The organism is Micromonospora sp. H61, from assembly GCF_018070325.1.
Lineage (GTDB): Bacteria > Actinomycetota > Actinomycetes > Mycobacteriales > Micromonosporaceae > Micromonospora > Micromonospora salmantinae.
The window spans coordinates 13868-35999 of sequence record NZ_JAGPXY010000006.1; the positions used below are offsets into that span (position 1 = coordinate 13868).

Genomic DNA, 22132 nt, shown 5'->3' on the forward strand with positions numbered 1-22132 from the left:
CCCGGCGCGACGCCAGTGAGGGACGGCCGCCACGGTCGTCCCTCATCCGCGTCCGAGGCCCGCTACGCGGGGACGACCATCGGCGTGCCGGCGATCGGGTCGGGTACGACGAGACAGCTGAGACCGAACACCTGCTCGACGAGGTCGCCGGTGACCACGTCGACCGGCGCCCCCTCGGCGACTATCGCACCGCCGGACATCGCGATGAGGTGGTCGCAGTAACGGCAGGCGAGGTTGAGATCGTGCATGACGATGACGATGGTCTTGCCGGACTCCGCGTTCAGTTTCCGCAGCAGCCGCAGCAGCTCGACCTGGTGGTTGATGTCCAGGTAGGTGGTGGGTTCGTCGAGCAGCAGCAGGTCGGTGTCCTGTGCCAGGGCCATGGCGACCCAGACCCGCTGGCGTTGGCCACCGGACAACTCCCGGATCGGACGGTCGATCAGATCAGCGGTGCCGGTGGCGTCGAGAGCCCGGGCGACGGCGTCGTGGTCGTCGTTGCTCCACCGTCGAAACCACCCCTGATGAGGGTAGCGACCACGGGCCACCAGGTCGGCGACGGTGATGCCGTCGGGCGCGACGGGAGTCTGCGGGAGCAGCCCGAGCACCTTGGCCACGTCGACGTTGCGCAGGTCGGCGAGGGGTTTGTCGTCGAGGAAGACGGTGCCGTCGCGCGGTGCCAGCAGTCGGGCCAGGCCGCGGAGCAGGGTGGACTTGCCGCAGGCGTTGGCGCCGACGATCGCGGTGACCTTGCCGTCGAGCACTGCGACGTCGAGGTGGTCGACGATGGTCCGGTCGTCGTAGCCCAGGGTGAGGCCCTCGGCGCGTAGTCGGGTCATCCACCCGCTCCTTGTCGGTTGGTGGTGGCCAGCAGCCACAGCAGGTAGGGCGCGCCGACCGCACCCGTCACCACACCGGTGGGCAACGGTGTGGGCAGCACGTGCACGGCGACGAGATCGGCGCTGAGCAGCAGCGCGGCGCCGACCAGGGCGGCGGGCAGGACGCCCTGGCCCGCGGGGCCGAGGAGTCGGTTGGCGATCGGCCCGGCCACCAGGGCGACGAAGGCGATCGGACCCGCCACCGACACCGCCAGGGCCACCAGCACGACGGCGGTGCCGAGCAGCCCGGCCCGGCTGAGCTCGGCCCGGACACCCAGCATCCGGGCGGCGTCGTCACCGAGTGCGAGGGCGCTCAGTGGCCGTTGCAGCAACGTGGCGACCGGCAGCAGGACGATCAGGGCACCGGTGAGCACCCACAGCTCCGTGGTGCTGGCCTGCCCGACCGACCCGATCAGCCAGTGCATGGCCTGGCGGGCCTCGAAGAGCTGCGCCCGGCTGAGCACGTAGCCGACCAGGCCCTCGAAGAAGAGCGCCACCCCGATGCCGATGAGGATGAAGCGGTAGCCGCTGACGCCGTCGCGCCAGGCCAGCAGGTACATCGCCAGGGCGGCGGCGACCGCGCCACCGAGGGCGAGACCGCTGACGACGAGCCCGCCGGCCTGGAGGAGCACGATCCCGGTGACGGCCGCCAGCCCTGCCCCCGAGGTGATCCCGACGAAGTCCGGGGACGCGAGGGGGTTGCGCAGCAACTGTTGGAAGATCGTCCCGGACGCGCCGAGGGCGAGCCCGACAGTCACGGCGGCGGCGGCGGTCGGCAGCCGCAGGCCACGGACGACGAAGTCGACGCTGGGATTGTCGGACAGGTGCAGGACCGAGGCGATCACCTCGGCGGCGCCGATGCGGAAGCTGCCCACCATCATGGTGAGCACGAAGAGGGCGGTGACCGTCACGGTCAGGGCACAGGTCACCACGACGGACCGGCCGGCTCGACGCCTCCGGTTGGCGCGCAGCGCCGCTGCCGTGCCCGACGGGGCGGAGCGACGGTCGCTCGTTGTCGTTGTCGTCACCATCTTCAGACCTCCGACAACCGGCCGTAGCGCACGATCGCGATGAACGCGGGCGCGCCGATCAGCCCGAGGATCACGCCGACCTGAACCTCGTCGGGGGCGGCGGCCATCCGTCCGAGCACGTCGGCGAGGAGCAGGACGATGGGCGCCAGCAGCATCGAGTACGGCAGGATCCAGCGGTAGTCGGGGCCGCAGATGAACCGCGCCAGGTGCGGTACGACGAGCCCGACGAAGACGATCGGTCCGCAGGCCGCGGTGGCGGCGCCGGCGAGGATCGCGACCACGGCGAAGGCGGCCACGCGGGTACGGGTCACGTCCTGGCCGAGGCCACGCGCGACGTCCTCGCCGAGCGCGAGGCCGTTGATGGCCCGCCCGAAGCCCAACGACGCGGCGAGGCCGATCAGCAGGAACGGCGCGACCCCGGTCAGGATCGGGGTGTACCGACCGGCGAGCGACCCCACCTGCCAGAACCGCAGCTCGTTGAGGGCGTCCACGTTCGTCATCACGATCCCGCTGGTCACCGAGGCCAGGCCGGCGGTGACCGCCGCGCCCGCCAGGGCCAGCTTCACCGGGGTGGCGCCCTCCCGGCCGAGCGAGGCGACCGCGTACACGAGGGCCAGCGCCGCGATCGCGCCGGCGAAGGCGAACCAGACGTAGACGCCGACGCCACGCACCCCGAGCACAGTGATGGCCAGGACCACGAACGCGGCGGCGCCGGAGTTGATGCCCAGGATCCCCGCGTCCGCCAGAGGGTTGCGGGTGACGCCCTGCAGGATCGCCCCGGCCACCCCGAGCGCGGCGCCGACCAGGATGCCGAGCAGCGTGCGGGGTACGCGCATCTCCAGCGTGACGGTGCTGCTGATCGGCCCGTCGCTGTCGAGGCTGAACAGGGCGTGCAGCACCTCGGAGAGCCCGATCGAACGCGAGCCCATTGTCACGCTCAGGAAGCCGACGAGGGCGAGGACCGCGCAGAGGACGGCGAGCCCCGGCCCGAGGGCAGAGGCTCGCCGCACGCCTCCCGTCGAGGTGCGCGTCCCGATCTGGTTAGTTGCCGACATTCGGATCAGCGGCCTTGACCGCCTGGGTCAGCTTGTCCAGCTCGGTGGCGAAGTCCCCGTACGTGTGCAGCCAGAACGCCGGCCAGGAGACGGTGGCACCGACCTTGGCAGCCTTGATCTTGGACCAGGTCGGCTGCTTCGTGGTCCACTCGGCGTTGGCGGTGGGCGTGAAGGATCGGCCGTCCCACAGGATCAGGTCCGGCTGGTACTTGTCGGCGTTCTCCCAGCTGAGGTTCTCCCAGTACGGGAAGGCCGGGTCCGGGCTGGCCGGGTTGATCACCTTCAGGCCCCAGGTCTGCAGGTCCAGCAGCTCGGGCGCGTACTCGGGGTTCGCGACGTAGACCTTCTCCGTCGAGGGCGACATCGCCGCGACCGTCAGGTCCGGCTTGGCCGAGGTGGCCGCCTTGAACGCGGTCACCGCGTCCTCGAAGCGCTTCTTGTTCGCCGCGATCTGCGGGCTGGCCACGTCGGCGCCGAGGCTCTCGGCGAGGTCCTCGTACCCCTCGGCCAGCGCGACGATCGACTTGCCCTGCGTGACACCGACGACGGGAGCCAGTTCGGCGAGCTTCTTGCTCTTCTCGTCGACGCCCTCCTCCATGCCGCTGTGCGCCTTCTCGGCCGGCCACCAGTCGCCGACGATCAGATCGGGACGTAGCGCGGCGGCCTTCTCCACGTCGATCTTGCCCCACTCCTCGCCGAGGATCTGGATCCCGGTGAGGTCGAGGTTCTTCAGGTTCGGGTCGGTCTTGACCGACTCGTCGGCGTAGACGCCGACCGGCTTGATGCCGAAGGACATGAGCGCCGCGGCCTCGCCGGCGTGCGCGATGATCCGCGTCGGTGTCTTGTCGGCCTTGACGACCTTGCCCGAGCCGTCGTTGAAAGACCAGGGACCGGAGGCGGTGGCAGCGGCGGCGGTGTCACCGGTGCCCGTGTCGTTGCCACAACCGGTGAGCCCGCCGAGCACGGCGCTCAGCGCCGCGACGGCCAGGACCGGACGCCATGAATGCATGGTGAAGTTCCCGATCTTTCGAAGAGAAGCGAGCCATCCGGCCCGAAAGTTAGGTTAGGCTAACCAACACTTCCGGTTTTGGCCAACGCCGGGTGCCCCCCACCTCGAAAGACAGCCGCGAAAACGGCGATCGGACGCTCAGCGCCCGCCCGCGGCCAGCTCAGCGATCATCCCCTCGCAACTGCGGACGACGACCTGAGCGCCGCGCCGCTGCGCCAGCGGGAGCAGAGGATCCTCCGCCCGGTCCCGCCACCGCCACTGCGCGTCGGAGGCGACCTCCCAGAGCTGCCGCACGTCGGCCTCATGCTCGACACCGAGTCGAGCCGCGAGGCCCACCCCGTCGCCGCCGACCAGCCGTTGCGCCTCGGCGGCCAACTCCGCGTCGAACCCCAGCCGGGTGTTCCGCAGTGCCACCAGCAGGCGCAGCTCCCGGAACTCGTGCGCACCGGCGAGGATCTGCTCCACCGCGCCGACCAGCTCGGCGGAGCCCCGGGTGGGCTCGGCCCGCAGCAGCGCCTCCACAGCGGCCAGCGCGGACCGCGCCTTCAGCGCGTCGCGGCGATCGATGAAACAACGCGTCACCGACTCGCGCAGCTCGGTGAGACCGCTGCGACGAATCAACTCCGCGGAGAGCTTCACCCGGCTGTCGAACCCGCTGCGCACCAGCGTGGCCGCCAGCCGGACACCGAAGACCCCGAACCGGCCCAGCAGCGCGGCGCGCACCTCGGTGTCCAGCCGTACCGGCAGCTCGCCACGGAGGAAGCGGTCGGCGGAGATGAGGTGGGTGTCCAGCTCCGCCCGGGGCACCTGAGCCACTGTCGCGAGCGCGGCGAAGTCGGACTCACCGAGCATCCGGCCGGCCAGGCCGATCATGCCGCTGCACGCCACGACGTTCACGCTCAGCGCGTTCACCCTCGGGTCGCGGTAGTGCCGGCGGGCGAGCTGGCGGGCCGTGAGCAGACCGTCGATCCGGCCGCCGCCGGTCTCGTCGGCGCGGGACAACACCATGATCACGTTGACCGGAGCGGACTGTCCGACGGCAGTTTCCCGTGCGGACTCCAGCACCCGCAGGTCGCTGTCGCGACCGTCGCGGGTCAGGTACAACACCGCGTCCGAGTCGCGCAACACCCGCTCCAACACCGGCGCCCGGCCCTGCTCGGCGCCGCCGGTGACCGCCGGGGTGTCGATCAGCGTGATCTGCCGCAGCGCCCGCGTCGGCCACCGCACCACGATGTCCCGCACCTCCCCCGCACCCCAGCCCAGATCCACCCGCAGCCCGGTCGCCGACTTCACCACTGCCAACTCCTGCGGTGGCTGCCCGACCGGGTAGGCGGTGGCACGCGGCGCGGCCCCGTCCTCGTACCAGGTGAAGGCCCCGTCGGCCCGCTCGACCGGCGCGACCTCCTCGCCCATCAACGCGTTGAGCACAGTCGACTTACCCGATCGCCACGGGCCGACGACGGCGATCCGCAGTGGCTGCTCCAACCGGGCCACCTGTTGCCGAAGCTCGGCGACGGCCCGGGGATTGTCCTGGTACAGCTCGATGGCCTGGTGCAGCAACCCCCACGCCGCCTCGTCCAGACGCACCCCCACCGTCATGCCTGCGGCTCCAGCAGGAGCGGGGCGGACCGGGCACCGGTCAACTGCTGAGCCTGCTCGTACACCGCCGCCAACCGGGTCATCTTCAACCGGATCTCGCGCTGCCGCTGCTCGCGCACTGAGGCATCGGTGTCGGCCTCCTGCTTCGCGCTGCGGAACGACTGCACGATGGCCTCCTGGAGTTCCTCGGTCAGCCCGGTGAAGTGGTCGCGCAGCATCCGCTGCACCTGCCGGGCGGCGTCGCGGCAGTCTCGGATGATCCGGACGAAGAAGTCGTCGACATGCCGCTGGATGGCCGTCTTGACCGTCGCCTGCCGACGACGGAGCAACTGCTTGCTCTCGTCACGGATGCTCTTGCCGCCGAAGAGCGCCCCGATGCCGACCGAGACCGGATTGATCATCGGCATGCCGGCCAGGGTGGTCGCCAGACCGAACATCAGCATGCCGCCGTACGACCCCTTCATGCCGGTGAACAGCTTCTGGCCGGTGGTGAACCGGTCGATCGTCGGCCGTTGCAGCTCGGGCAGTCGCTCGCCGATGTCGTCCGGCATCGTCATCGACCAGGGCGGCAACACGTCGTAGCCGTACCTGTCGAAGTTGGCGGCCACCCGCCGGGCGATCCAGTCGCAGCGCTGGATCAGCCACTCGTGGTTCGCCTCCGCCGCCTCCACCAGGCTCCGCTCCAGCCAGTCCTGGAAGGTGTCCCAGGCGACCAACGGGTCGGCGGTGTCGAACGCCTCGTCCACCGCGCGCAGGATCTGTCGGGTCCGGTCACGCAGGTCGTACTCAAGGTCGGCGAGCAGGTCGGTGATCTCGTCGGTCAACGTGTTCTGCCACCGGGTGGAGCACCGGCGCAGCTCGTCGACCTCGCGCTGCGCCGCGTGCAGCCGGGAGATCGGCCCGGACTGCTCCTCGGCCTCCTGGGTCGCCAACTCGGCACGCAACGGCGCGGCCAACTGCTCCACCACCGTCCGGGCCACCGTCTGCACCGCCGCCCGGGCCAGGTGGTCGGCCTTGCCGGCCAGGTCGCGTTGCAGGCGGGCGATCAGCGCCGGGAAACCCGACTCCGCGTTGAGCACACGGTCGTCGGCCGCGGCCGCGCGCAGTCGCAGCGCCGCCGAGACCGGGATCAGCGTCGCCGGAACCCCCGCCTCGGCCAGGTGCTGCCGGTTGCGCTCGGCGACAGTACGCCAGTCCGCGACCAGATCGGTCTTGCTCTGCACCACCACCACGTTCGGATGCGACCGCATGATGTGCAGCAGCATGTTCAGCTCGGCGACCGACAACTCCCGAGTGGAGTCGGAGACCAGCAGCACGGTGTCCGCGCGGGCCGGCGCGGCGACCGAAGCGGCGGCGCCGATGCCGGCGACCTCGTCGGTGCCGGGAGTGTCCACCAGCACCAGCCCGGCACCGAGCAGGGCACGGGGCAGTCCGATCTCGACGTACGCCGGGCCGCCGCCCGGCCGACGTCCGACCAGGCCGGCCACGCCCGCCGCGACCTGGTTGAGCGCCACCGGGGTCCGCTCGACGGCCACCGCGTCGGCGGTGCCGGTGGGGTGCCCCGGGGCTGGTGGCGGCACCTGCGCCACCGCCGCGGTCGGGGCCTCGGCGTGCCGCACGACGGTCGGCAGGACTGTCGTCCGGCCGTCGCCGACCGGGCACGCCGGAGCATTGATGATCGCGTTGATCAGCTGACTCTTGCCCTGGTTCGGCTCGCCGACGACCAGGACACGCAGCGTCGGGTCCAGCAGTTGCGCGCGCTTCTGCCGCACCGTCTGGAGTAGGTCACCGCGACCGTGTGCAGTGCACGTGCGGGCGATCTCGTCCAGCACGTCCAACCAGATCCCGGCCATCACCGCACCAAGTGTGCGGATTTCGGCTCAATTATCAAGAGGGACCGGATGTGGAACCGGGAAGGGCCGGATCGCCCGAGACGATCCGGCCCTCCGCTCCGACCGGAGATCCGGGTCAGAGCAGACCGCCGGTGATACCCAGCAGCCCGTGATCGGACGAGGCGTGTGAGTCGCCGAGCACACCATCGGTGACCCCACCGGTCACGTCACCGACCGTGTCGGTGACACCGGGGAGGAGGCTGTCCACCTGGTGCGTCACGCCGCCCACAGTCGACGGCACGTCGAGCGGCGGGACCCCGCCGACGACACCGTCGCCATGCCCGAGGCCCAGCCCGCTGAGGGTGTCGTCGACACCCAGCGAGCTGACGACCCCGCCGAGCTGACCGTGGGTGCCGGAGAGGACACCACCGGTTAGGTCGCCGCCGATCAGGTTCGGGTCAGTGACGCCGAGCAGACCGCCCGGGTCGCCGACGGTGCCGGTGACGTCACCGAGCACCGGGTCCGCGATCGCGTCCACCGGCTGCACCACGTCGGCGTCGAGGGTGTGCGCCACGTCGGAGACACCGGCCAGGTCGGTGTCAAGGCCGTACGGGCCGACGCCCAGACCGATGCCCGGCAGCACGGTGACCCCGGCGGCGGCGGTCGACGGGTCGACAGCGATGGCGCCGAGCACGCCGGCCTTGACGTCCACGCCACTGGGCGAGCTGGTGACGCTGATCTGCTGCGCCACACTCTGCAACTGACCCACCACGTCGGTGGTGTCGGTGAGCAGCGGGTCCAGCCCGAGCTGCTCGACCGGCGAGGCCAACGGCGCGAGGCCCGCACCCGGCGCGTAGTCGACGACCAGCGGTACGACGTCCTGCACGTCCGCAGCGGTGATGTCGGTGAGCCCGGCGCCCCGCAACGCACCCTCGGGGTCGAGGTCGAAGGCCGACCGCGCGTCCGGGTTCGTCAGTAGGTCGAGCACGAAGTCGTGGAGCGTCTGCTGCGAGTCCATGTGCCGGTTCTCCTCGGATGTGGCATTGGCGGGGTGTCGTACGTCGACAGTGACGACGCTATTGCCGGGGGTCGCCCCCGGGCATCGGGGCTGAGCCCGCATCCGGGCCGGTTGAACTAGGGGCTCCCCCACCTCGTACGTTAGGGGGACAGGGGGAAACCGTCCCGGCGAGATTAGGGTCCCGACCAGGGACTGATCTCTGGTACGAACGTAGGAGCCCGCGGGGTTCGCCGGGGGTGGGTCGTCGGGGCAGCCGACGCCATCGCCACCGACCGGCCGACTCACGGGGAGAGACAGAGACGATGCCGTACGTCCTGGGGATAGACATCGGAAGCAGCAACACGGCCGCCGCCGTCGCACGGCGACGCGGCGCGACCTGGACCCGTCCCGAAGCCGTCCCGCTGAGCGCCGGCTCGCCTCTCATGCCGTCGGTGTTGTGCCTGGCCGAGGACGGTTCGCTGCGCGTCGGCGAGCCGGTGACCGACGACGGCAGCCGCACCACCCGGGACTTCGTCCACCGGATCGGCGACGACGTGCCGGTGCTGCTCGGCGGCGAGCCGTGCGCGCCGCAGACGCTGACCGCCGAGCTGGCGGCGTGGGTGGTGGAGCGGGTCCACGCCCTGGAGGGTGGGGCTGCCGAGGCGATAGTGCTCAGCCACCCGGCGGGGTGGCGCCCCTACCGACGGGAGGTGCTGCACCGGGCCCTGTCGGACCTCGGCCTACGGCACGTGACGTTGCTGCCCCGCACGGTCACGGTCGCCGAGAGCCACGCCGCTCGCGGGTTCGCGGGCAGCACCGCAGTGGTCTACGCCCTCGGGGGCAACAGTTTCGAGGCGGCTCTGGTGCGCCGCACCCCGCGCGGCACGTACGAGACGTTCGGCACCCCGCAGGGTCTCGACTCGATCGGCGGCGTCGACTTCGACGAGGCGCTCGCCGAGCATGCGCGTACCGTGCTGGCCCGGGAGTTGGCCGCGACCGGGCGTCGCGGGGCCCAGGTCGCGCTACGCGGGCTGCGCGCGGAGTGTGACCGGGTCAAGCGGGTGCTGACCGTCGACCTCACTGCCGACGTGGTGCTGACCCTGCCGAGCGGCCCGGCGCGGGTGCCGGTGACCCGGGCACAGTTCGAGGCCATGATCCGCCCGACGGTGCAGGCCACCGTCGACCTCCTGCTCCGGGCCGTGCGTAGCGCCGACCTGACTCCGGCGCAGCTCGACGGCGTCCTGCTGGCCGGCGGCTCCACCCGGGTCCCGCTCGTGACCGAGCTGATCGGCGCGGCCCTCCCGGTGCCCGTCGAGGTGGAGCCGGACGCACAGTTGACAGCCGCCACCGGGGCGGCGATGGCCGCTTGCCAGGTGGTGTCACCACGCCCTCGCCAGCCGCCGGCCCGCGTTCCGGCCCCGGTCAGCGGCGCCGGGCGGGCCACCCTCCCGGCACCACGCCGAGCCCATCACACCGTTCCGGGCGATCCGCCACCGCGGCCCCCGGTCCGGGTCCTCCCACTGGAACTGCCGAAGCCGTCCCGCCTGGCGCTGGCCCGCGGCCGCGGACGCGAAGGATAACCCTGATGATCATGAATGACCTCGCCGCACCAGGGATGACCCTGGACAAGGGGTTGCAGGCGCTACTGGACACTGTCGCGCAGGATCCGACCGGCCCCCTCGTCGTCGGCGTCGCCGGCCCGGCCGGTCACGGAAAGACCGCGCTCCTCGCCGAGCTGGAGCGCATTCACCAGCGCGCCGGGATCGCCGTCCGCACGGCCGCCCCGGAGCCGGACGAGCCGGTCGACCCCGACACTGTGGTGCTGGTCGACGACGCGCACCTGCTCGACGACGCGCGGACCGAAGCGCTGCTGCGTCTGGTCGTCGGCCGGCGGCACCGGTTGGTGGTCGCCCACCGCCCGTGGCCCCGGTCGGCGGCGTTCAGTGAACTGGTCGACGCCCTGCGACGCGACGGGCAGGCCGTGCTGCTCACGCCGTTCACCCGGGAGCAAACCGCCGCCCATCTCGCCGCCACGCCCGAGCTGGGCCGCCCCGCCGACCTGGTCGACTACGTCCACACGCAGACCGCCGGCGTACCCCGGGACGTGGAACGGCTGGCCCGCGGCCTGGTCGGCGCGGAGACCCGGACCGGCACTGTGGACCCACCCCGGTCCGTCATCCTCGAATTCGGGCCGGACCTGGACGTCCAGCCCGCCGCGGTACGACGGCTGCTGCTCGCTGTCGCGGCCGGCGGGGCGCTGCCGGTGAGCATGCTCGGCGCACTGCTGGGCCGGGACCCGGCCGGGGTGGACGAACTGATCGCCACGACCAGGGCGGCCGGGCTGCTCGGCGCGGATGGTCGGCTCGCACCGATCGTCCGGCGGGCCGTCGCGACGCTCAGCCCCGCCACCGAGCGGACAGCGGTCTGGCGGCGGCTCACCGAGTTGCAGCTCGCTCGGGGTGGCGCGGTGTTGCCGCTGGTCCGCTCCCTGCTCGCGGTCGGCGCGCTCGGCGACTGCCCGGCCGCGACCCTGGCCGCCGCGGCGGACGAGGCGCTGGCCGACGAGCCGGCCTTCGCCGCCGAGCTGTTCGCGGCGGCCACGGCTGCCGGGCGGCCACCCAACGCGCAGCAGGCGCTCGCCGCCGCGCTCGCCGGTGACCTCGACGACGCGCTTCGGCTGGCGGACCGACTCCTGGCCACCGCCGCTCCCCCGGAGCGCTCCGAGGCAGCCGTGGTCGCCGCCACCGCCCTGGCCCACCGTGGTCACGTCGGTCGCAGCGTCGAGCTGTTCCGGTGGTCGGGCACCGCCTCGGCGGCGGCGTTCGCCATCGTCGGCGGGCTGGCCAGCGGTGACCCGGCCGCCCGCACCGAGTCACCGGCGGGTGACCCGGCCGGTGAACCCCCGACCCTGCACGCCAGCGCCGCCCGACTGATGGCCAACGGTGTACGGGAGAGCGTGACCGGCCCGCCGACCGCCGCGCTCTCCGCGCTCGTGCAGGCCGCCGCGCTGCTGGAGCCGGACGGCCGGGCGGTGCTGCTGCCGGACAGCCCGGCGGCCCTCGCCGCGTTGACGGCGGTGCACTGTGGTGAGCTGGAGATCGCCGAGCGGGTGCTGCACCGCGCCCTGGGCGCCGGTGTCGGTGGCCCGCTGATGGCCCGCCGCCACCGGCTGTTGCAGGCCTGGATCCTGATGGTCCGTGGCGAGATCCACGCGGCCGGTGAGCGGCTCGCCACCGTGACGCTCGACGGGCGACCACTGGAGTCACGCGACCAGCTCTTCGCCGCCGCGATCCGGATGGGCATCGCCCGGCGCAACAGCGACCTTGGGGCGCTGAAGCGGGGTTGGGGGCAGGCGCTGGAGGCCGTGGTGCGGCACCCTGTCGACCTGTTCACCCTGCTGCCGTTGGGTGAGCTGGCCATCGCGGGCGCGCGGCTGGGTGACCTGGCCCGGCTGGAGCCGTACCTGCACCAGGGGCGCGCGTTGCTCGACCGCCTCGACAATCCACCACTGTGGAGTGTGCCGCTGCACTGGAGCGGGCTGCACGCCGCGATCCTGACCGGCGAGCCGACGATCGCCGACGAACACGTCACGGCGCTGCTCGCCGCCGCTGGCCACAGCCGGTACGCGGCAGTGGTCGCCTCCGCCGCGGAGAGCTGGGTGGAGGTGCTCCGCGGGGTCGTCGACCCGGTTCGGGTGGAGGCCGCCGCCCGGGGGCTGCACGACACCGGGTTGTGCTGGGACGGCGCCCGCCTCGCCGGGCAGGCCGCCATCCGTACCGCGGACCGGCGGGCGATGACCACCCTGCTGGAGTGCGCCCGCGCGTTGCAGGGGCGGCCCTCCGGCGGGCAGAGCGGGCAGACACCGACGACCGGTGCGAGCACGGCACGGGTCGCCGGCCCGACGCAGCACGGTCTCAGCGACCGTGAGTACGAGGTCGCCGAGCTGGTGCTTGCCGGATTGACCTACCGGGAGATCGGCGATCGGCTCTTCATCTCGGCCAAGACCGTCGAACACCATGTGGCCCGGATGCGCAACCGGCTCAACTGCGCCAACCGCACCGAACTGCTGGCGTTGCTGCGCACCCTCGTCGCCGACCGGGCCAGCGACACCGCCGGGCAACCGTGGCCGCAGCGGGCGACCCGATGACCCGCAACGACGTTCGGCTGATCCGGACCAGGCTGGCCGTGCTGGCCGCCGTGCTGGTCACGCTCTGGTCGTACGCGGCCTACGTGTCCGGCCAGGACGCCGTCGACCTGCTGCGGGTCCGGGCGCTGGCGGACACACTGGGCCAGCCCATCGACCGCCTGATTCTGAGCCTGCAGACGGAACGCCGGATCACCGCCGAGACGATCGCCGGGGCGGGGCAGACGACGCCCGCTCTGGTCGGGGCCCGCGAAGGCACCGACCGGGCCGCCGCCGAGATCCGCGAGTTCACCAAGGGCCGAGATCTCCGGTTGCTCAGCGCCGGCAGCGTCCGTGACCGGGCCGACGAGCTGGTGCGCCGGCTCGACGGCCTGGGCACGACCCGATCCCAGGTGGACACCGGCCGGCTCGACCAGGGTACGGCGGTCGACGGGTACGACGAGGTCATCGACGTCGCCTTCCGGGTGTACGGCCCGGAGTGGGGCGCGTACGAGAGCGGGTTGGCCGCCGACACCCGCGCGGTGATCGCGCTGGCCCGCGCCCGGGAGTTGCTCGCCCGGGAGGACACAGTGGTCAGCGCGGCCATGACCGGCGCGCGGTTCGGCGCCGACGAGCAGCGCCGGCTGACCGCACTGGTCACCATCCAGCGGTACGCGCGCACCGAGGCCGTGGCCGGGCTTCCGCCCGACGGCCAGGGCGAGCATCAGCGCCTCGCGGCCGGCCCCGAGTTCGCGGCTCTGCTCGCGCTGGAGGACCGGCTGCTGCTCCAGGCCGGCACCGCCAACGCCCTGGCCGGTCTCACCGTCGAGGGCTGGCGGGCCGCGGCGGACGCCACCCTCGGCGCGCTGCAGACACTGGTGACGAACACCGCCCGCAGCAGCGTCGAGCGGGCCACCCCCGGCGCCGCCGTGCTCATCGCGCGTACCGGGGCCGTGGTGGGGCTCGGCCTGATCGTCGTGCTCGTGCTCCTGCTGAGCTGGGCGGGCACCGTCCGACGCCTGACCGACGAGCTGACCAGGACCGACGCCGACCTCCCGACTCCGGTGCCGGACCCTCCGGCCCCGACCCAGCAACCGGCGACGCCGGGGGGTGACGCCGAACGGGAGCTGTTCCTGGGGCTGACCCGACGCAACCAGGTCCTGCTGCGCGAGCAGCTCAGCCTGCTGGACGGGATGCAACGTCGGGAACGGTCCACCGAGGAGACCGGCGAGCTGTTCCAACTCGACCACCTCACCACCCGGGTCCGCCGCAACGTGGAGAAACTGATCACCCTGGCCGGCGCGACACCCGCCCGCCGCTGGCGACGCCCGGTGCCACTGCTCGACGTGGCGCGCGGCGCGGTCGCCGAGGTGCCGGACTACCAGCGGGTCCTGATCGCACCGCACTGGCCGTGGTCGCTCGCGGGGCCAGCCGTCACTGACGTCATCCACCTGCTGGCGGAGCTGATCGAGAACGCGCTGGCCTTCTCCGGGGCGGAGACCACCGTCCGGGTCAGCGGCGAACAGCGCCCGCAGGGGTGTGCCGTCCTCGTCGTCGACGACGGGCCCGGCCTGGACCCCGCCACGCTGGCCGAGGCGAACCACCTGCTCGGCAATCCGCCACCGGACGGCCCGCCCGCGGGTCTCGCCGGCTGGTACGCCGCCGCCGTGCTGGCCGGCCGCTGCGGTGCCCACGTCTCGCTGCGCCCCAGCCGGCGCGGTGGGACGGCCGCAGTCGTGCTCATACCCTCCCGGCTCATCACGGTCGCCGACACCGGCCGCACACCGGCCAGCGCACCACCCGACAGCCCGTACCCACCGGCCCGCACCGGCGCCGACCTGACCGACCCCAACGGCAACGGCGCGCTGCCGACGCGGGTCCGCCACCCCGGGCCGACCGGCCCGGAACACGGCAGGACCAGCCTCGACACGGTTGAGTTGCCGGTCGCCAGAACAGCAAGGAGACAACAATGACGTCTGCAGTGGTCACCGAGGACGGCCTGACCGACGCCCTGAACGACCTGGTCGACCGGGTGCACGGCGCGGAGTTCGCCGTGGTGCTCTCACCGGACGGGCTGCCGCTCGGCGGCTCGCGGCAGGTGGGGGCAAAGCTGGCCGAGCAGATCTCCGGCGTGGTCGCCGGACTGATCGCGTTGGGGCTGGCCGCCACCCGGACCTGTGACGCGGGCCGGCTGCGTCAGGTAGTGGTGCAGATGTCGCGAGCGTTCCTCTTCATCGCCACCATCCCGAACGGGACCATCCTCACCGTGCGGATCGCCGGTGACGACGTCGAGGTCGGTGACATGGCGTACGAGGTGGCGCTCTTCGTGGGGCAGGCCGAGCAGCACCTGCCGATCACGCTGGGCCCGGCCTCCTCGGTGACGATCGGGGACACTGGTGCACACCAGCGGCACCACTGACGAGGCGTGGTACGACGACGACGCGGGCCCGGTCGCCCGGCCCTACACGATGACCGGGGGGCGCACCGCGCCCGCACGCGGCCAGTTCGACCTGATCTCGCTGGTCGTCGCCCGGAGGGGGGTCACGCCTCCCACACCGCTCTTCCCCGAACAGGCGCGGATCGTCGAGCTGTGTCACCATCCAGTGTCGGTGGCCGAGGTGGGTGCCGAGTTGGATCTTCCGCTGGGGACGGTCCGGGTGCTGCTCGGTGACCTGCTCGCGGCGGGGCTGATCGAGACGCACGAACCGCCGATGCTGTCGGAGCTGCCGACCGAGGATCTGCTCGAGGCGATACTCGTCGGGCTTCGCGGGTTGTGACCGGGCAGGCGCCACCCCCGGCCCGGACGGCTCGCGGGCGCGCACCCGGCGACGAACTGAAGGAGAGACTGGCAGTGCCGGCAACACCACCCCAACCACGCCGTACCGTGGCGATCATCCTGCTGGATCGGGTCGTGGCCCTCGTCACGGCCACACGGCGGGTGCTCACCGGTCGGGAGGACGTCTCGCGGGCCACCTGGGTGGCCGTCGTCGCGGCGCTCGGGGTGCTGATCGCGACGGCCGTGTCCGTCGTCGGGGTGCTGCGTACGCCGGAGAAGTTGACGCCGGTGACCCTCGACCCGCCGCCGTCGGTCGAGCAGGTGGGCGCTTCGCCGTCGGCTACCCCCCGGGCGCAGGCGCGAGCGGCGGCCACCAGCCCGGCGGTGCCCGCTCCCCCGTCCGCCTCGGCCTCCTCGGTCCCACCGGCCGTCGCGTCGTCGACCCGGCCCACGCCGACCGGCGTGACCACCGGGCCCACCCCGGCGGCCCTGGGCGCGGCCTTCGCCATCACTGACAACGCCCTGCTCAGCTACGGCGCGACAGTGACGATCAGCAATCCCGGCTCGGTCCCGGCGCCGGGGTGGACGCTCGTCGTCACCCTGCCCCGGGAGTCGCTGGGGGTCAGCGGGGTCGAGGGGGCGCAGGCCAGCCGGGACGGTGCGGTGTGGACGTTCGTGCCGGACCCGAACACCGGCCAGGTGCCCGGCAGCGCCTCGGTCCGGGTGACGTTCCGGGTCAACGGATCGTTGACCGGTTCCGCCCCCGAGGCGTGCACCATCGACGGGGTCGCCTGCTCCGGCCTGCCGAACTGACCAATCCGGGTACACCCGGATCGAGCGAGGTACACCCGGCGTTCCGGCGGCCGCCATGCTTGATTGATCATCAGTTCGGGCGCGCTTCGTACCGTCGCGACCATGACTGTCCTACCCGCATCACCGTCGCCTCGCCGCGCCGGGTCACGCCTCGGCGCCCTGGGTACCCGGGCCGCCGCCTCCGTCGCCGCTCTCGCCGTCACCGGCGCTGCCGTCGCGGTCGCCGTCGCGACCTCGTCACCCGCCACCGCCGAGCCGGGCGGCGTCGTCGTCTCGGAGGACTTCTCGGCCGGGTCGCTGCCCGCCGGTTGGCACGCGGTCGACGGCACCTGGAAGGTCGAGAACGGCCGACTGTACGGAACCTCCGCCAGCTCCAGCGAGAACAACAAGATCACCTTCGGTCGGCACCTGAACGACTTCCGCCTTGAGGCGACCATGCGCTTCGAGTCGGTCTCGGCCGCCACCCGCTGGGCCTCGCTGGGCATCGACGTCCCCGCCAGTGGCGCGACCCCCTGGTGGATCGCCACCATGCGCAGCGGGACCACCGCCGCCAACGGGCTCGAATTCGCCCAGCGCACCACTTCCAACGCCTGGGTCGTGACGAACACCGCTTCCGCCCCGTCCGACGCCGGCACCGGCCGGGACGTGCGCGTCGCCGTCGAGGTGCACGGTAACCAGGCCCGCTGGATCTTCGACGGGCGGGAGGCGATGCGGACCAGCAGCCTCCAGCGGTCCGCCGACGGCGTCCAGGGACTCTTCGTCAACGGCGCGACAGTGTCGTACGACGACGTCACAGTCACCGAGCTGGCCCCGAACGGCTACCTGCGCCCGGAGGGCAGCCCGTTCACCGTGATCGCCCACCGGGGCGCGTCCGCAGCCGCACCGGAGAACACCCTCGTCGCCCAGGAGATCGCCCGTAGGGGCGGCGCCGACTGGATCGAGAACGACGTCCAGCCGAGCAAGGACGGCATCCCGTTCATCATGCACGACGGCACCGTCGACCGGACCACCGACGGCACCGGCAACATCCGGGACCTGACCGCCGCGCAGATCAAGGCGCTCGACGCCGGCTCCTGGTTCGGCCCGCAGTACGTCGGCGAGCGGGTGCCCACCCTCGCCGAGCAGCTCGCCGACCTGCGGACCCGGGGTGGCAACCTGCTCGTGGAGATCAAGGGCAGGCACACCCGTGACGAGGTCGCCACGATCATCCAGGTGATCCGGGACGAGCAGATGATGGGCCGGGTCTTCATCCAGAGCTTCGAGGTCGACGCCCTGAAGTACACCTACGAGATCGCCCCCGAGCTACCGCTCGGCCTGCTCCGCAGCACCCTGGACGCCGACCCGGTGGCGATCGCGAAGGAGCTGCACCTGACCGCGTACAACCCGAACGGCAACGCGCTGTTGGCCAAGCCGGAGGTGCTCGCCCCGCTGCACGCCGCCGGGGTCGCCGTGATGGCCTGGACGATGGACTCCGCCGGCCTGTGGCAGCGGCTGGAGCGGATCGGCACCGACGCGATCATCACCAACCGGGCGGCGGAGCTGGTCGGCTGGAACTCGGCGTTCGTCCAGCGGGCCGCCGCGGACCCGACCGTGCAGATCACCTCGCCGGCCAACGCGGCTCGGCTGGACCGGGCGCAGTCCCCGGTGATCGCGGTCGCCGCGACCAACGCGGACACGGTCACCGTGACGCTGGACGGTAAGAAGTCGGCCGCCGGGCGCAAGCTCGACCTGGCCAGGCTGACCGCCGGCCGGCACACCATCACCGCCGAGGCGACCGGGCCCGAGGGCACCGCCACCGCGACCAGCACCTTCACCGTGACGGTGAGCCAGGCCGGCCTCGGCTACCTGATCCTGACCTCGGGCGCGGACCCGGCCGCCGTCACGGCGATGACCACCAAGCTGGCCCACGCCCAGTACGCCGAGCTGGCCACCTACGCCGACCGACAGGCCGGCAAGCTGGTGCCCGCGGAGGCCGCCAGCGTCATCGCCGCCGACGCCCGCACCCTCGCTCTGAAGTAGCGGCTCGAAGGGTGGCGCTGGTCCGCAACGGCCAGCGCCATCCCGCGTCCTCAGTGGACGGTGACCGGCGACTCGGCACGCTCGCCCCGCTCTCGCACCAACGGCAGCGCCGGGGCCAACGCCAGCGCCATGCACAGGCCACCGATCGGAAGCAGGTCGAGGGTGACCACCGGCAGGACGATGCCGACCAGGAGCAGCGGCACACTCCACCACGGCAGCCGCCGCCGGGCGGCGAGCATGCCCGTGAGCACGAGCAGACCGAGGAAGAAGAACTGGGGTACGACATCGTAGAAGGCCACCTCCACGCCGGGGATGTCCTTGAACTCCGCGCCGAGCCTCGACATCTCCGCCCGGTCCGCGGCCAGCAGCCCTTCCACGATGTCGGCGACGAACTGCACCATCGTCGCGGCGAGCCCGACCAACGTGCCGGCCACCACCCCGGTGCGCCACGGACTGCGAGGCAGCAGGCGGGCCAGCGCGAGCACGCCCGGGACGAAGCACACCATGCCGGCGAGAGCGACCAGATGGGCGGCCTGCCAGTCGAGCCCGGGGCCGTACACCCCGTCGGATCGTGCCCACAGCCGGACCAGGCCGTAGGCCGCGATGCCGACCGGTCCGGCGATAACGTAGAGCGCGGCGCGTTTCATGCCAGCCAGCATGTGGCCGCCGGCGCCGGCCGACCTCCGGGAGCTTCCCTCGGGTCGCCCTGGCTTTCTTCTCAGGTCTTCCACCGAGCAACCCCGAGACTTCCCGCCGGTGACATCGACCTCGCCAGCTCTCCGACGGTGGCGAGAGGAACCTCCCCGAGGGCCACGCGGCGGCCGTTCCCCGCGCAGAAAACGGGACGAGCCGACCGGGTGGCGAGCATGTTTCATGCTGGAGTGGTGATTCGATTCGTACTGAATGTGCTGTGGCTCGTCTTCGGCGGTGGCCTCGTGCTGGCGGTCGGCTACGGCATCGCCGCGCTGATCTGCTTCGTCCTGGTCATCACCATCCCGTTCGGCGTCGCGTCGCTGCGCCTCGCGGTCTACTCGCTGTGGCCCTTCGGTCGCACAGTGGTGCCCAAGCCGGGCGCGGGCGTCGGCTCCGGCCTGGCGAACATCCTCTGGATGGTGCTGGCCGGATGGTGGCTGGCGCTCTCCCACATCGTCGCGGGCATCGCCCTCTGCGTGACGATCATCGGGATCCCGTTCGGCATCGCCAACTTCAAGCTCGTTCCGGCCGCGTTCTGGCCCCTCGGCCGCGAGGTCGTCGACGTGCCCTGAACACGGAAAACGGGAGACACTCTGCCTCCCGCCACTTCTAACTTATACCGCACTGGGGGGCTTGCGGCAAGACCCCGTTTATGACGCAGAATCGTCGGCCGAGGCCAAATTCTGCCGAAATGGAAGTCATGAATTGGATTCCTTGCCTACCTCCGTGTTCGAACTTCCCGATCACCTCGCCGCCAAGGCCGACCCGGCGCTCATCGCCCACGACGAGCGGCACTTCGCGGCCATGGCGCAGGGCCTCGCGCAGCTGAGCGCCGAGCTGTCCGACCGTCTGGACACCGCTCGCCGGGCGCCCGGCGGCAAGGGCCGGCAGGCCGTCGACCGGGACGAGGAGGTCCGCCGGCTGACCGCCCGCCTGCGCTCGCTGGGCCGCTACGGGCTGGACCTGTGCCTCGGCCACGTGGTCGAGGCGGACAACCCCGAGCCGGTGTACGTCGGACGCCGCGGTCTGACCGACAGCACGGGCCGGCGGCTGCTGCTCGACTGGCGCTCACCCGCCGCCGAGCCGTTCTTCGGCGCGACCCACGCCAACCCGATGGGTCTGGCGAGCCGCCGCCGGTACCGCTGGACCCGCGGTCGGATCAGCGACTACTGGGACGAGGTGTTCACCCCGGACGGGTTCGTGGGGCACGCCGTCGCGCTCGACGACCAGTCCGCGTTCATCGCCAGTCTGGGCAGCGCCCGGTCGGCCCGGATGCGCGACGTGCTCAGCACGATCCAGGCGGACCAGGACGCCATCATCCGGGCGGGGTCGGCCGGCGCCCTCGTGGTCGACGGCGGTCCGGGCACCGGCAAGACCGTCGTCGCCCTGCACCGCACCGCGTACCTGCTCTACTCCGACCCGCGCCTCGGGCAGCGCCGGGGCGGGGTGCTCTTCGTGGGGCCGCACCAGCCCTACCTGGCCTACGTCGGCGACGTCCTGCCCAGCCTCGGAGAGGACGACGTGCAGACCTGCACCCTGCGCGACCTCGTCGGAGAGGGGGCCACGGCAACCGCCGACGCCGACCCGGACGTGGCCCGGCTGAAGTCCTCGGCCGAGCTGCTACGGGCGATCGACGCGGCCGTCCGGTTCTACGAGGACCCACCCGTCGCCCCGATGACGGTCCCGGTCGGCGACTCCGACGTCCGCCTGAGCGCCCACGACTGGGCCGACGCGTTCCAGGCGCCGGGTCCGGGCACCCCGCACAACGAGGCGCGCGAGGAGATCTGGGAGGAGTTGCTCACCATCCTCATCGACCGGTACGACGGCGAGGAGCCGGACGCCGTGCTCCGCGACTCGCTGCTGCGCAACCGGGAGCTGCGGGCGACGGTCAACAGTGCCTGGCCGTTGCTCGACGCGGCCGATGTCGTGGGTGACCTGTGGTCGGTGCCCGCGTACCTGCGCAGGTGCGCGCCGTGGCTCACCGCCGAGGAGGTCCGCAAGCTGCAACGCGACGAGCCCCGGGCCTGGACCGTGTCCGACCTGCCGCTGCTCGACGCGGCACGGCAGCGGCTCGGCGACGCGGAGAGGTCGGGACGCACCCGGCGGCGTGACCCGGCCGCCGCTGTCGAACGCGACCACATGGCCCGGGTCGTCGACGAGCTGCTCGCGGCCGACACCTACGACGACGGCGAGGGTCTGCTGGCGATGCTGCGCCAACCGGACCTGCGCGACGTCCTGGTCGACGAGTCCGCCCTGCCCGACGCCGACCCGGACCTGCTGGCCGGCCCGTTCGCGCACATCGTCGTGGACGAGGCGCAGGAGCTGACCGACGCCCAGTGGCAGATGCTGCTGACGCGCTGCCCGTCGCGCAGCTTCACCATCGTGGGAGACCGCGCCCAGGCCCGGCACGGGTTCACCGAGTCGTGGCAGGAACGCCTCAAGCGGGTCGGGCTCGACCGGGTCACAGTGGCCTCGTTGAGCATCAACTACCGGACGCCCGCGGAGGTCATGGCGCAGGCCGAACCGGTCATCCGGGCCGTGCTCCCCGACGCGAACGTGCCGACCTCCATCCGTGGCAACGGACTTCCCGTCGTCCACGGATCGGTCGCCGACCTGGGGTCGATCCTCGACACCTGGCTCGCCGCGCACGCCGACGGGATCGCCTGCGTCATCGGCGACCCGACGTTCCCGCCCACGGCCCGGGTCCGGTCACTGAGCCCGGAACAGGCCAAGGGGCTGGAGTTCGACCTGGTCGTCCTCGTCGATCCGGAAACGTTCGGCACCGGCATCTCGGGGGCGGTCGACCGCTACGTCGCGATGACCCGGGCCACCCAGCAACTCGTGGTCCTGACCAGCGGCTGAGGGCGTGCCGCCCGACCGGGTGAGGTGTGCATGATGTACAGCCAGCGGTCGCTGGAGCAACGCTCAACTACCCCGCAACGCTCCCAGTTTCCGCTTCCGTCGGCCCTGCGCCACCGACGGGTCTCGGTGCCGCCGTCGAGCTTGCGGACAGTGGCCTGCACGTCCTCGCCAACCACGCGGTACGAGACGAACGTCATGACCCGGTCGCCCAACGGGCTGGAATCGTCGCCCAGAATGACCGGCCACGCGCTGCCGGCTCCCGGAGCGCTCGACGCCGACGGGCTCGGCCGGCTCTCGCTGGTGGACGGAGAGCCGGCGGGTCCGGCGTCGCCGCCGACCCGTTTCAGCGGTGACGTGCAACCGGCGACGAACGTAAGGGTGAGCATCGCACCGACGAGCAGGTTGCCGCGCATGGGTGGTCCTTCCTCCGCGGGGTCTGTCACAGGGT

General features: G+C 72.3%; 18 protein-coding genes. 9 read left to right on the plus strand and 9 right to left on the minus strand.

Features of this window, described 5'->3' with window-relative positions:
• Positions 1-62: 62 nt before the first annotated feature.
• The 7 genes from KBX08_RS05320 to KBX08_RS05350 form a co-directional block, all read right to left on the minus strand.
• A complete protein-coding gene (locus KBX08_RS05320) occupies positions 63-836 on the minus strand; it encodes an ABC transporter ATP-binding protein (RefSeq protein WP_210781426.1) in 774 nt (257 codons plus the stop codon).
• Positions 833-1903 carry an iron chelate uptake ABC transporter family permease subunit gene (locus KBX08_RS05325; RefSeq protein WP_238689991.1) on the minus strand — a complete coding sequence of 357 codons (1071 nt, stop codon included), beginning with the start codon at positions 1901-1903 and terminating at the stop codon, positions 833-835. Before KBX08_RS05325 ends, KBX08_RS05320 begins: the two co-directional genes overlap by 4 nt.
• A 5-nt stretch (positions 1904-1908) precedes the next feature.
• On the minus strand, positions 1909-2916 hold the full coding sequence (locus tag KBX08_RS05330; protein WP_238689990.1) for an iron ABC transporter permease: 1008 nt from the start codon (positions 2914-2916) through the stop codon (positions 1909-1911).
• 31 nt (positions 2917-2947) lie between these two features.
• Positions 2948-3970 carry an ABC transporter substrate-binding protein gene (locus KBX08_RS05335; RefSeq protein WP_210781429.1) on the minus strand — a complete coding sequence of 341 codons (1023 nt, stop codon included), beginning with the start codon at positions 3968-3970 and terminating at the stop codon, positions 2948-2950.
• A gap of 138 nt (positions 3971-4108) precedes the next feature.
• Positions 4109-5569 (minus strand): GTPase, encoded by a 1461-nt coding sequence (locus tag KBX08_RS05340; protein WP_210781430.1) that lies wholly within the window; start codon positions 5567-5569, stop codon positions 4109-4111.
• Positions 5566-7422 carry a dynamin family protein gene (locus KBX08_RS05345; RefSeq protein WP_210781530.1) on the minus strand — a complete coding sequence of 619 codons (1857 nt, stop codon included), beginning with the start codon at positions 7420-7422 and terminating at the stop codon, positions 5566-5568. The genes KBX08_RS05340 and KBX08_RS05345 overlap by 4 nt, the downstream gene beginning before the upstream one ends.
• Positions 7423-7537: 115 nt before the next feature.
• Positions 7538-8419, minus strand: coding sequence for an IniB N-terminal domain-containing protein (locus KBX08_RS05350; protein ID WP_210781431.1), 882 nt, complete (start codon positions 8417-8419; stop codon positions 7538-7540).
• A gap of 302 nt (positions 8420-8721) precedes the next feature.
• Between KBX08_RS05350 and KBX08_RS05355 the strand changes: the two genes are divergently transcribed.
• The 7 genes from KBX08_RS05355 to KBX08_RS34355 all read left to right on the plus strand — a co-directional run bounded on the left by KBX08_RS05355 (position 8722) and on the right by KBX08_RS34355 (position 18129).
• Positions 8722-9978 (plus strand): Hsp70 family protein, encoded by a 1257-nt coding sequence (locus KBX08_RS05355; protein WP_210781432.1) that lies wholly within the window; start codon positions 8722-8724, stop codon positions 9976-9978.
• Between the two features lie 5 nt (positions 9979-9983).
• On the plus strand, positions 9984-12545 hold the full coding sequence (locus KBX08_RS05360; RefSeq protein WP_210781433.1) for a LuxR C-terminal-related transcriptional regulator: 2562 nt from the start codon (positions 9984-9986) through the stop codon (positions 12543-12545).
• Positions 12542-14494 carry a nitrate- and nitrite sensing domain-containing protein gene (locus KBX08_RS05365; RefSeq protein WP_210781434.1) on the plus strand — a complete coding sequence of 651 codons (1953 nt, stop codon included), beginning with the start codon at positions 12542-12544 and terminating at the stop codon, positions 14492-14494. The genes KBX08_RS05360 and KBX08_RS05365 overlap by 4 nt, the downstream gene beginning before the upstream one ends.
• Positions 14491-14940 (plus strand): roadblock/LC7 domain-containing protein, encoded by a 450-nt coding sequence (locus KBX08_RS05370; RefSeq protein WP_210781435.1) that lies wholly within the window; start codon positions 14491-14493, stop codon positions 14938-14940. The genes KBX08_RS05365 and KBX08_RS05370 overlap by 4 nt, the downstream gene beginning before the upstream one ends.
• The gene (locus KBX08_RS05375; protein ID WP_091399588.1) at positions 14918-15298 is read left to right on the plus strand and encodes a DUF742 domain-containing protein; all 381 of its coding nucleotides are present in this window, start codon (positions 14918-14920) and stop codon (positions 15296-15298) included. Before KBX08_RS05370 ends, KBX08_RS05375 begins: the two co-directional genes overlap by 23 nt.
• A gap of 74 nt (positions 15299-15372) precedes the next feature.
• The gene (locus KBX08_RS05380) at positions 15373-16110 is read left to right on the plus strand and encodes a cellulose binding domain-containing protein (RefSeq protein WP_210781436.1); all 738 of its coding nucleotides are present in this window, start codon (positions 15373-15375) and stop codon (positions 16108-16110) included.
• Between the two features lie 102 nt (positions 16111-16212).
• Positions 16213-18129 carry a glycerophosphodiester phosphodiesterase family protein gene (locus KBX08_RS34355; protein ID WP_210781437.1) on the plus strand — a complete coding sequence of 639 codons (1917 nt, stop codon included), beginning with the start codon at positions 16213-16215 and terminating at the stop codon, positions 18127-18129.
• A 50-nt stretch (positions 18130-18179) separates the two neighbouring features.
• Here KBX08_RS34355 and KBX08_RS05390 read toward each other — a convergent pair whose 3' ends face one another.
• Positions 18180-18776 carry a hypothetical protein gene (locus KBX08_RS05390; protein WP_210781438.1) on the minus strand — a complete coding sequence of 199 codons (597 nt, stop codon included), beginning with the start codon at positions 18774-18776 and terminating at the stop codon, positions 18180-18182.
• 237 nt (positions 18777-19013) lie between these two features.
• On the opposite strand from KBX08_RS05390, the gene KBX08_RS05395 reads away from it, so the two are divergent.
• A complete protein-coding gene (locus KBX08_RS05395) occupies positions 19014-19394 on the plus strand; it encodes a YccF domain-containing protein (RefSeq protein ID WP_210781439.1) in 381 nt (126 codons plus the stop codon).
• A gap of 154 nt (positions 19395-19548) precedes the next feature.
• On the plus strand, positions 19549-21684 hold the full coding sequence (gene helR / locus KBX08_RS05400) for an RNA polymerase recycling motor ATPase HelR (protein ID WP_238689981.1): 2136 nt from the start codon (positions 19549-19551) through the stop codon (positions 21682-21684).
• Here helR and KBX08_RS05405 read toward each other — a convergent pair.
• Positions 21630-22097, minus strand: coding sequence for a hypothetical protein (locus tag KBX08_RS05405; RefSeq protein WP_210781441.1), 468 nt, complete (start codon positions 22095-22097; stop codon positions 21630-21632). The genes helR and KBX08_RS05405 overlap by 55 nt on opposite strands.
• Positions 22098-22132 lie beyond the last annotated feature (35 nt).

What these genes read in the sequence shown, in the direction of transcription:
- KBX08_RS05365 (WP_210781434.1), top strand. Translation starts at nt 12,542, where the DNA reads ATGACCCGCAACGACGTTCGGCTGATCCGGACCAGGCTGGCCGTGCTG.
- KBX08_RS05320 (WP_210781426.1), bottom strand. Translation starts at nt 836, where the DNA reads ATGACCCGACTACGCGCCGAGGGCCTCACCCTGGGCTACGACGACCGG.
- KBX08_RS05355 (WP_210781432.1), top strand. Translation starts at nt 8,722, where the DNA reads ATGCCGTACGTCCTGGGGATAGACATCGGAAGCAGCAACACGGCCGCC.
- KBX08_RS05350 (WP_210781431.1), bottom strand. Translation starts at nt 8,419, where the DNA reads ATGGACTCGCAGCAGACGCTCCACGACTTCGTGCTCGACCTACTGACG.
- KBX08_RS34355 (WP_210781437.1), top strand. Translation starts at nt 16,213, where the DNA reads ATGACTGTCCTACCCGCATCACCGTCGCCTCGCCGCGCCGGGTCACGC.
- KBX08_RS05345 (WP_210781530.1), bottom strand. Translation starts at nt 7,422, where the DNA reads ATGGCCGGGATCTGGTTGGACGTGCTGGACGAGATCGCCCGCACGTGC.
- KBX08_RS05390 (WP_210781438.1), bottom strand. Translation starts at nt 18,776, where the DNA reads ATGAAACGCGCCGCGCTCTACGTTATCGCCGGACCGGTCGGCATCGCG.
- KBX08_RS05360 (WP_210781433.1), top strand. Translation starts at nt 9,984, where the DNA reads ATGATCATGAATGACCTCGCCGCACCAGGGATGACCCTGGACAAGGGG.
- KBX08_RS05335 (WP_210781429.1), bottom strand. Translation starts at nt 3,970, where the DNA reads ATGCATTCATGGCGTCCGGTCCTGGCCGTCGCGGCGCTGAGCGCCGTG.
- KBX08_RS05405 (WP_210781441.1), bottom strand. Translation starts at nt 22,097, where the DNA reads ATGCGCGGCAACCTGCTCGTCGGTGCGATGCTCACCCTTACGTTCGTC.
- KBX08_RS05340 (WP_210781430.1), bottom strand. Translation starts at nt 5,569, where the DNA reads ATGACGGTGGGGGTGCGTCTGGACGAGGCGGCGTGGGGGTTGCTGCAC.
- KBX08_RS05370 (WP_210781435.1), top strand. Translation starts at nt 14,491, where the DNA reads ATGACGTCTGCAGTGGTCACCGAGGACGGCCTGACCGACGCCCTGAAC.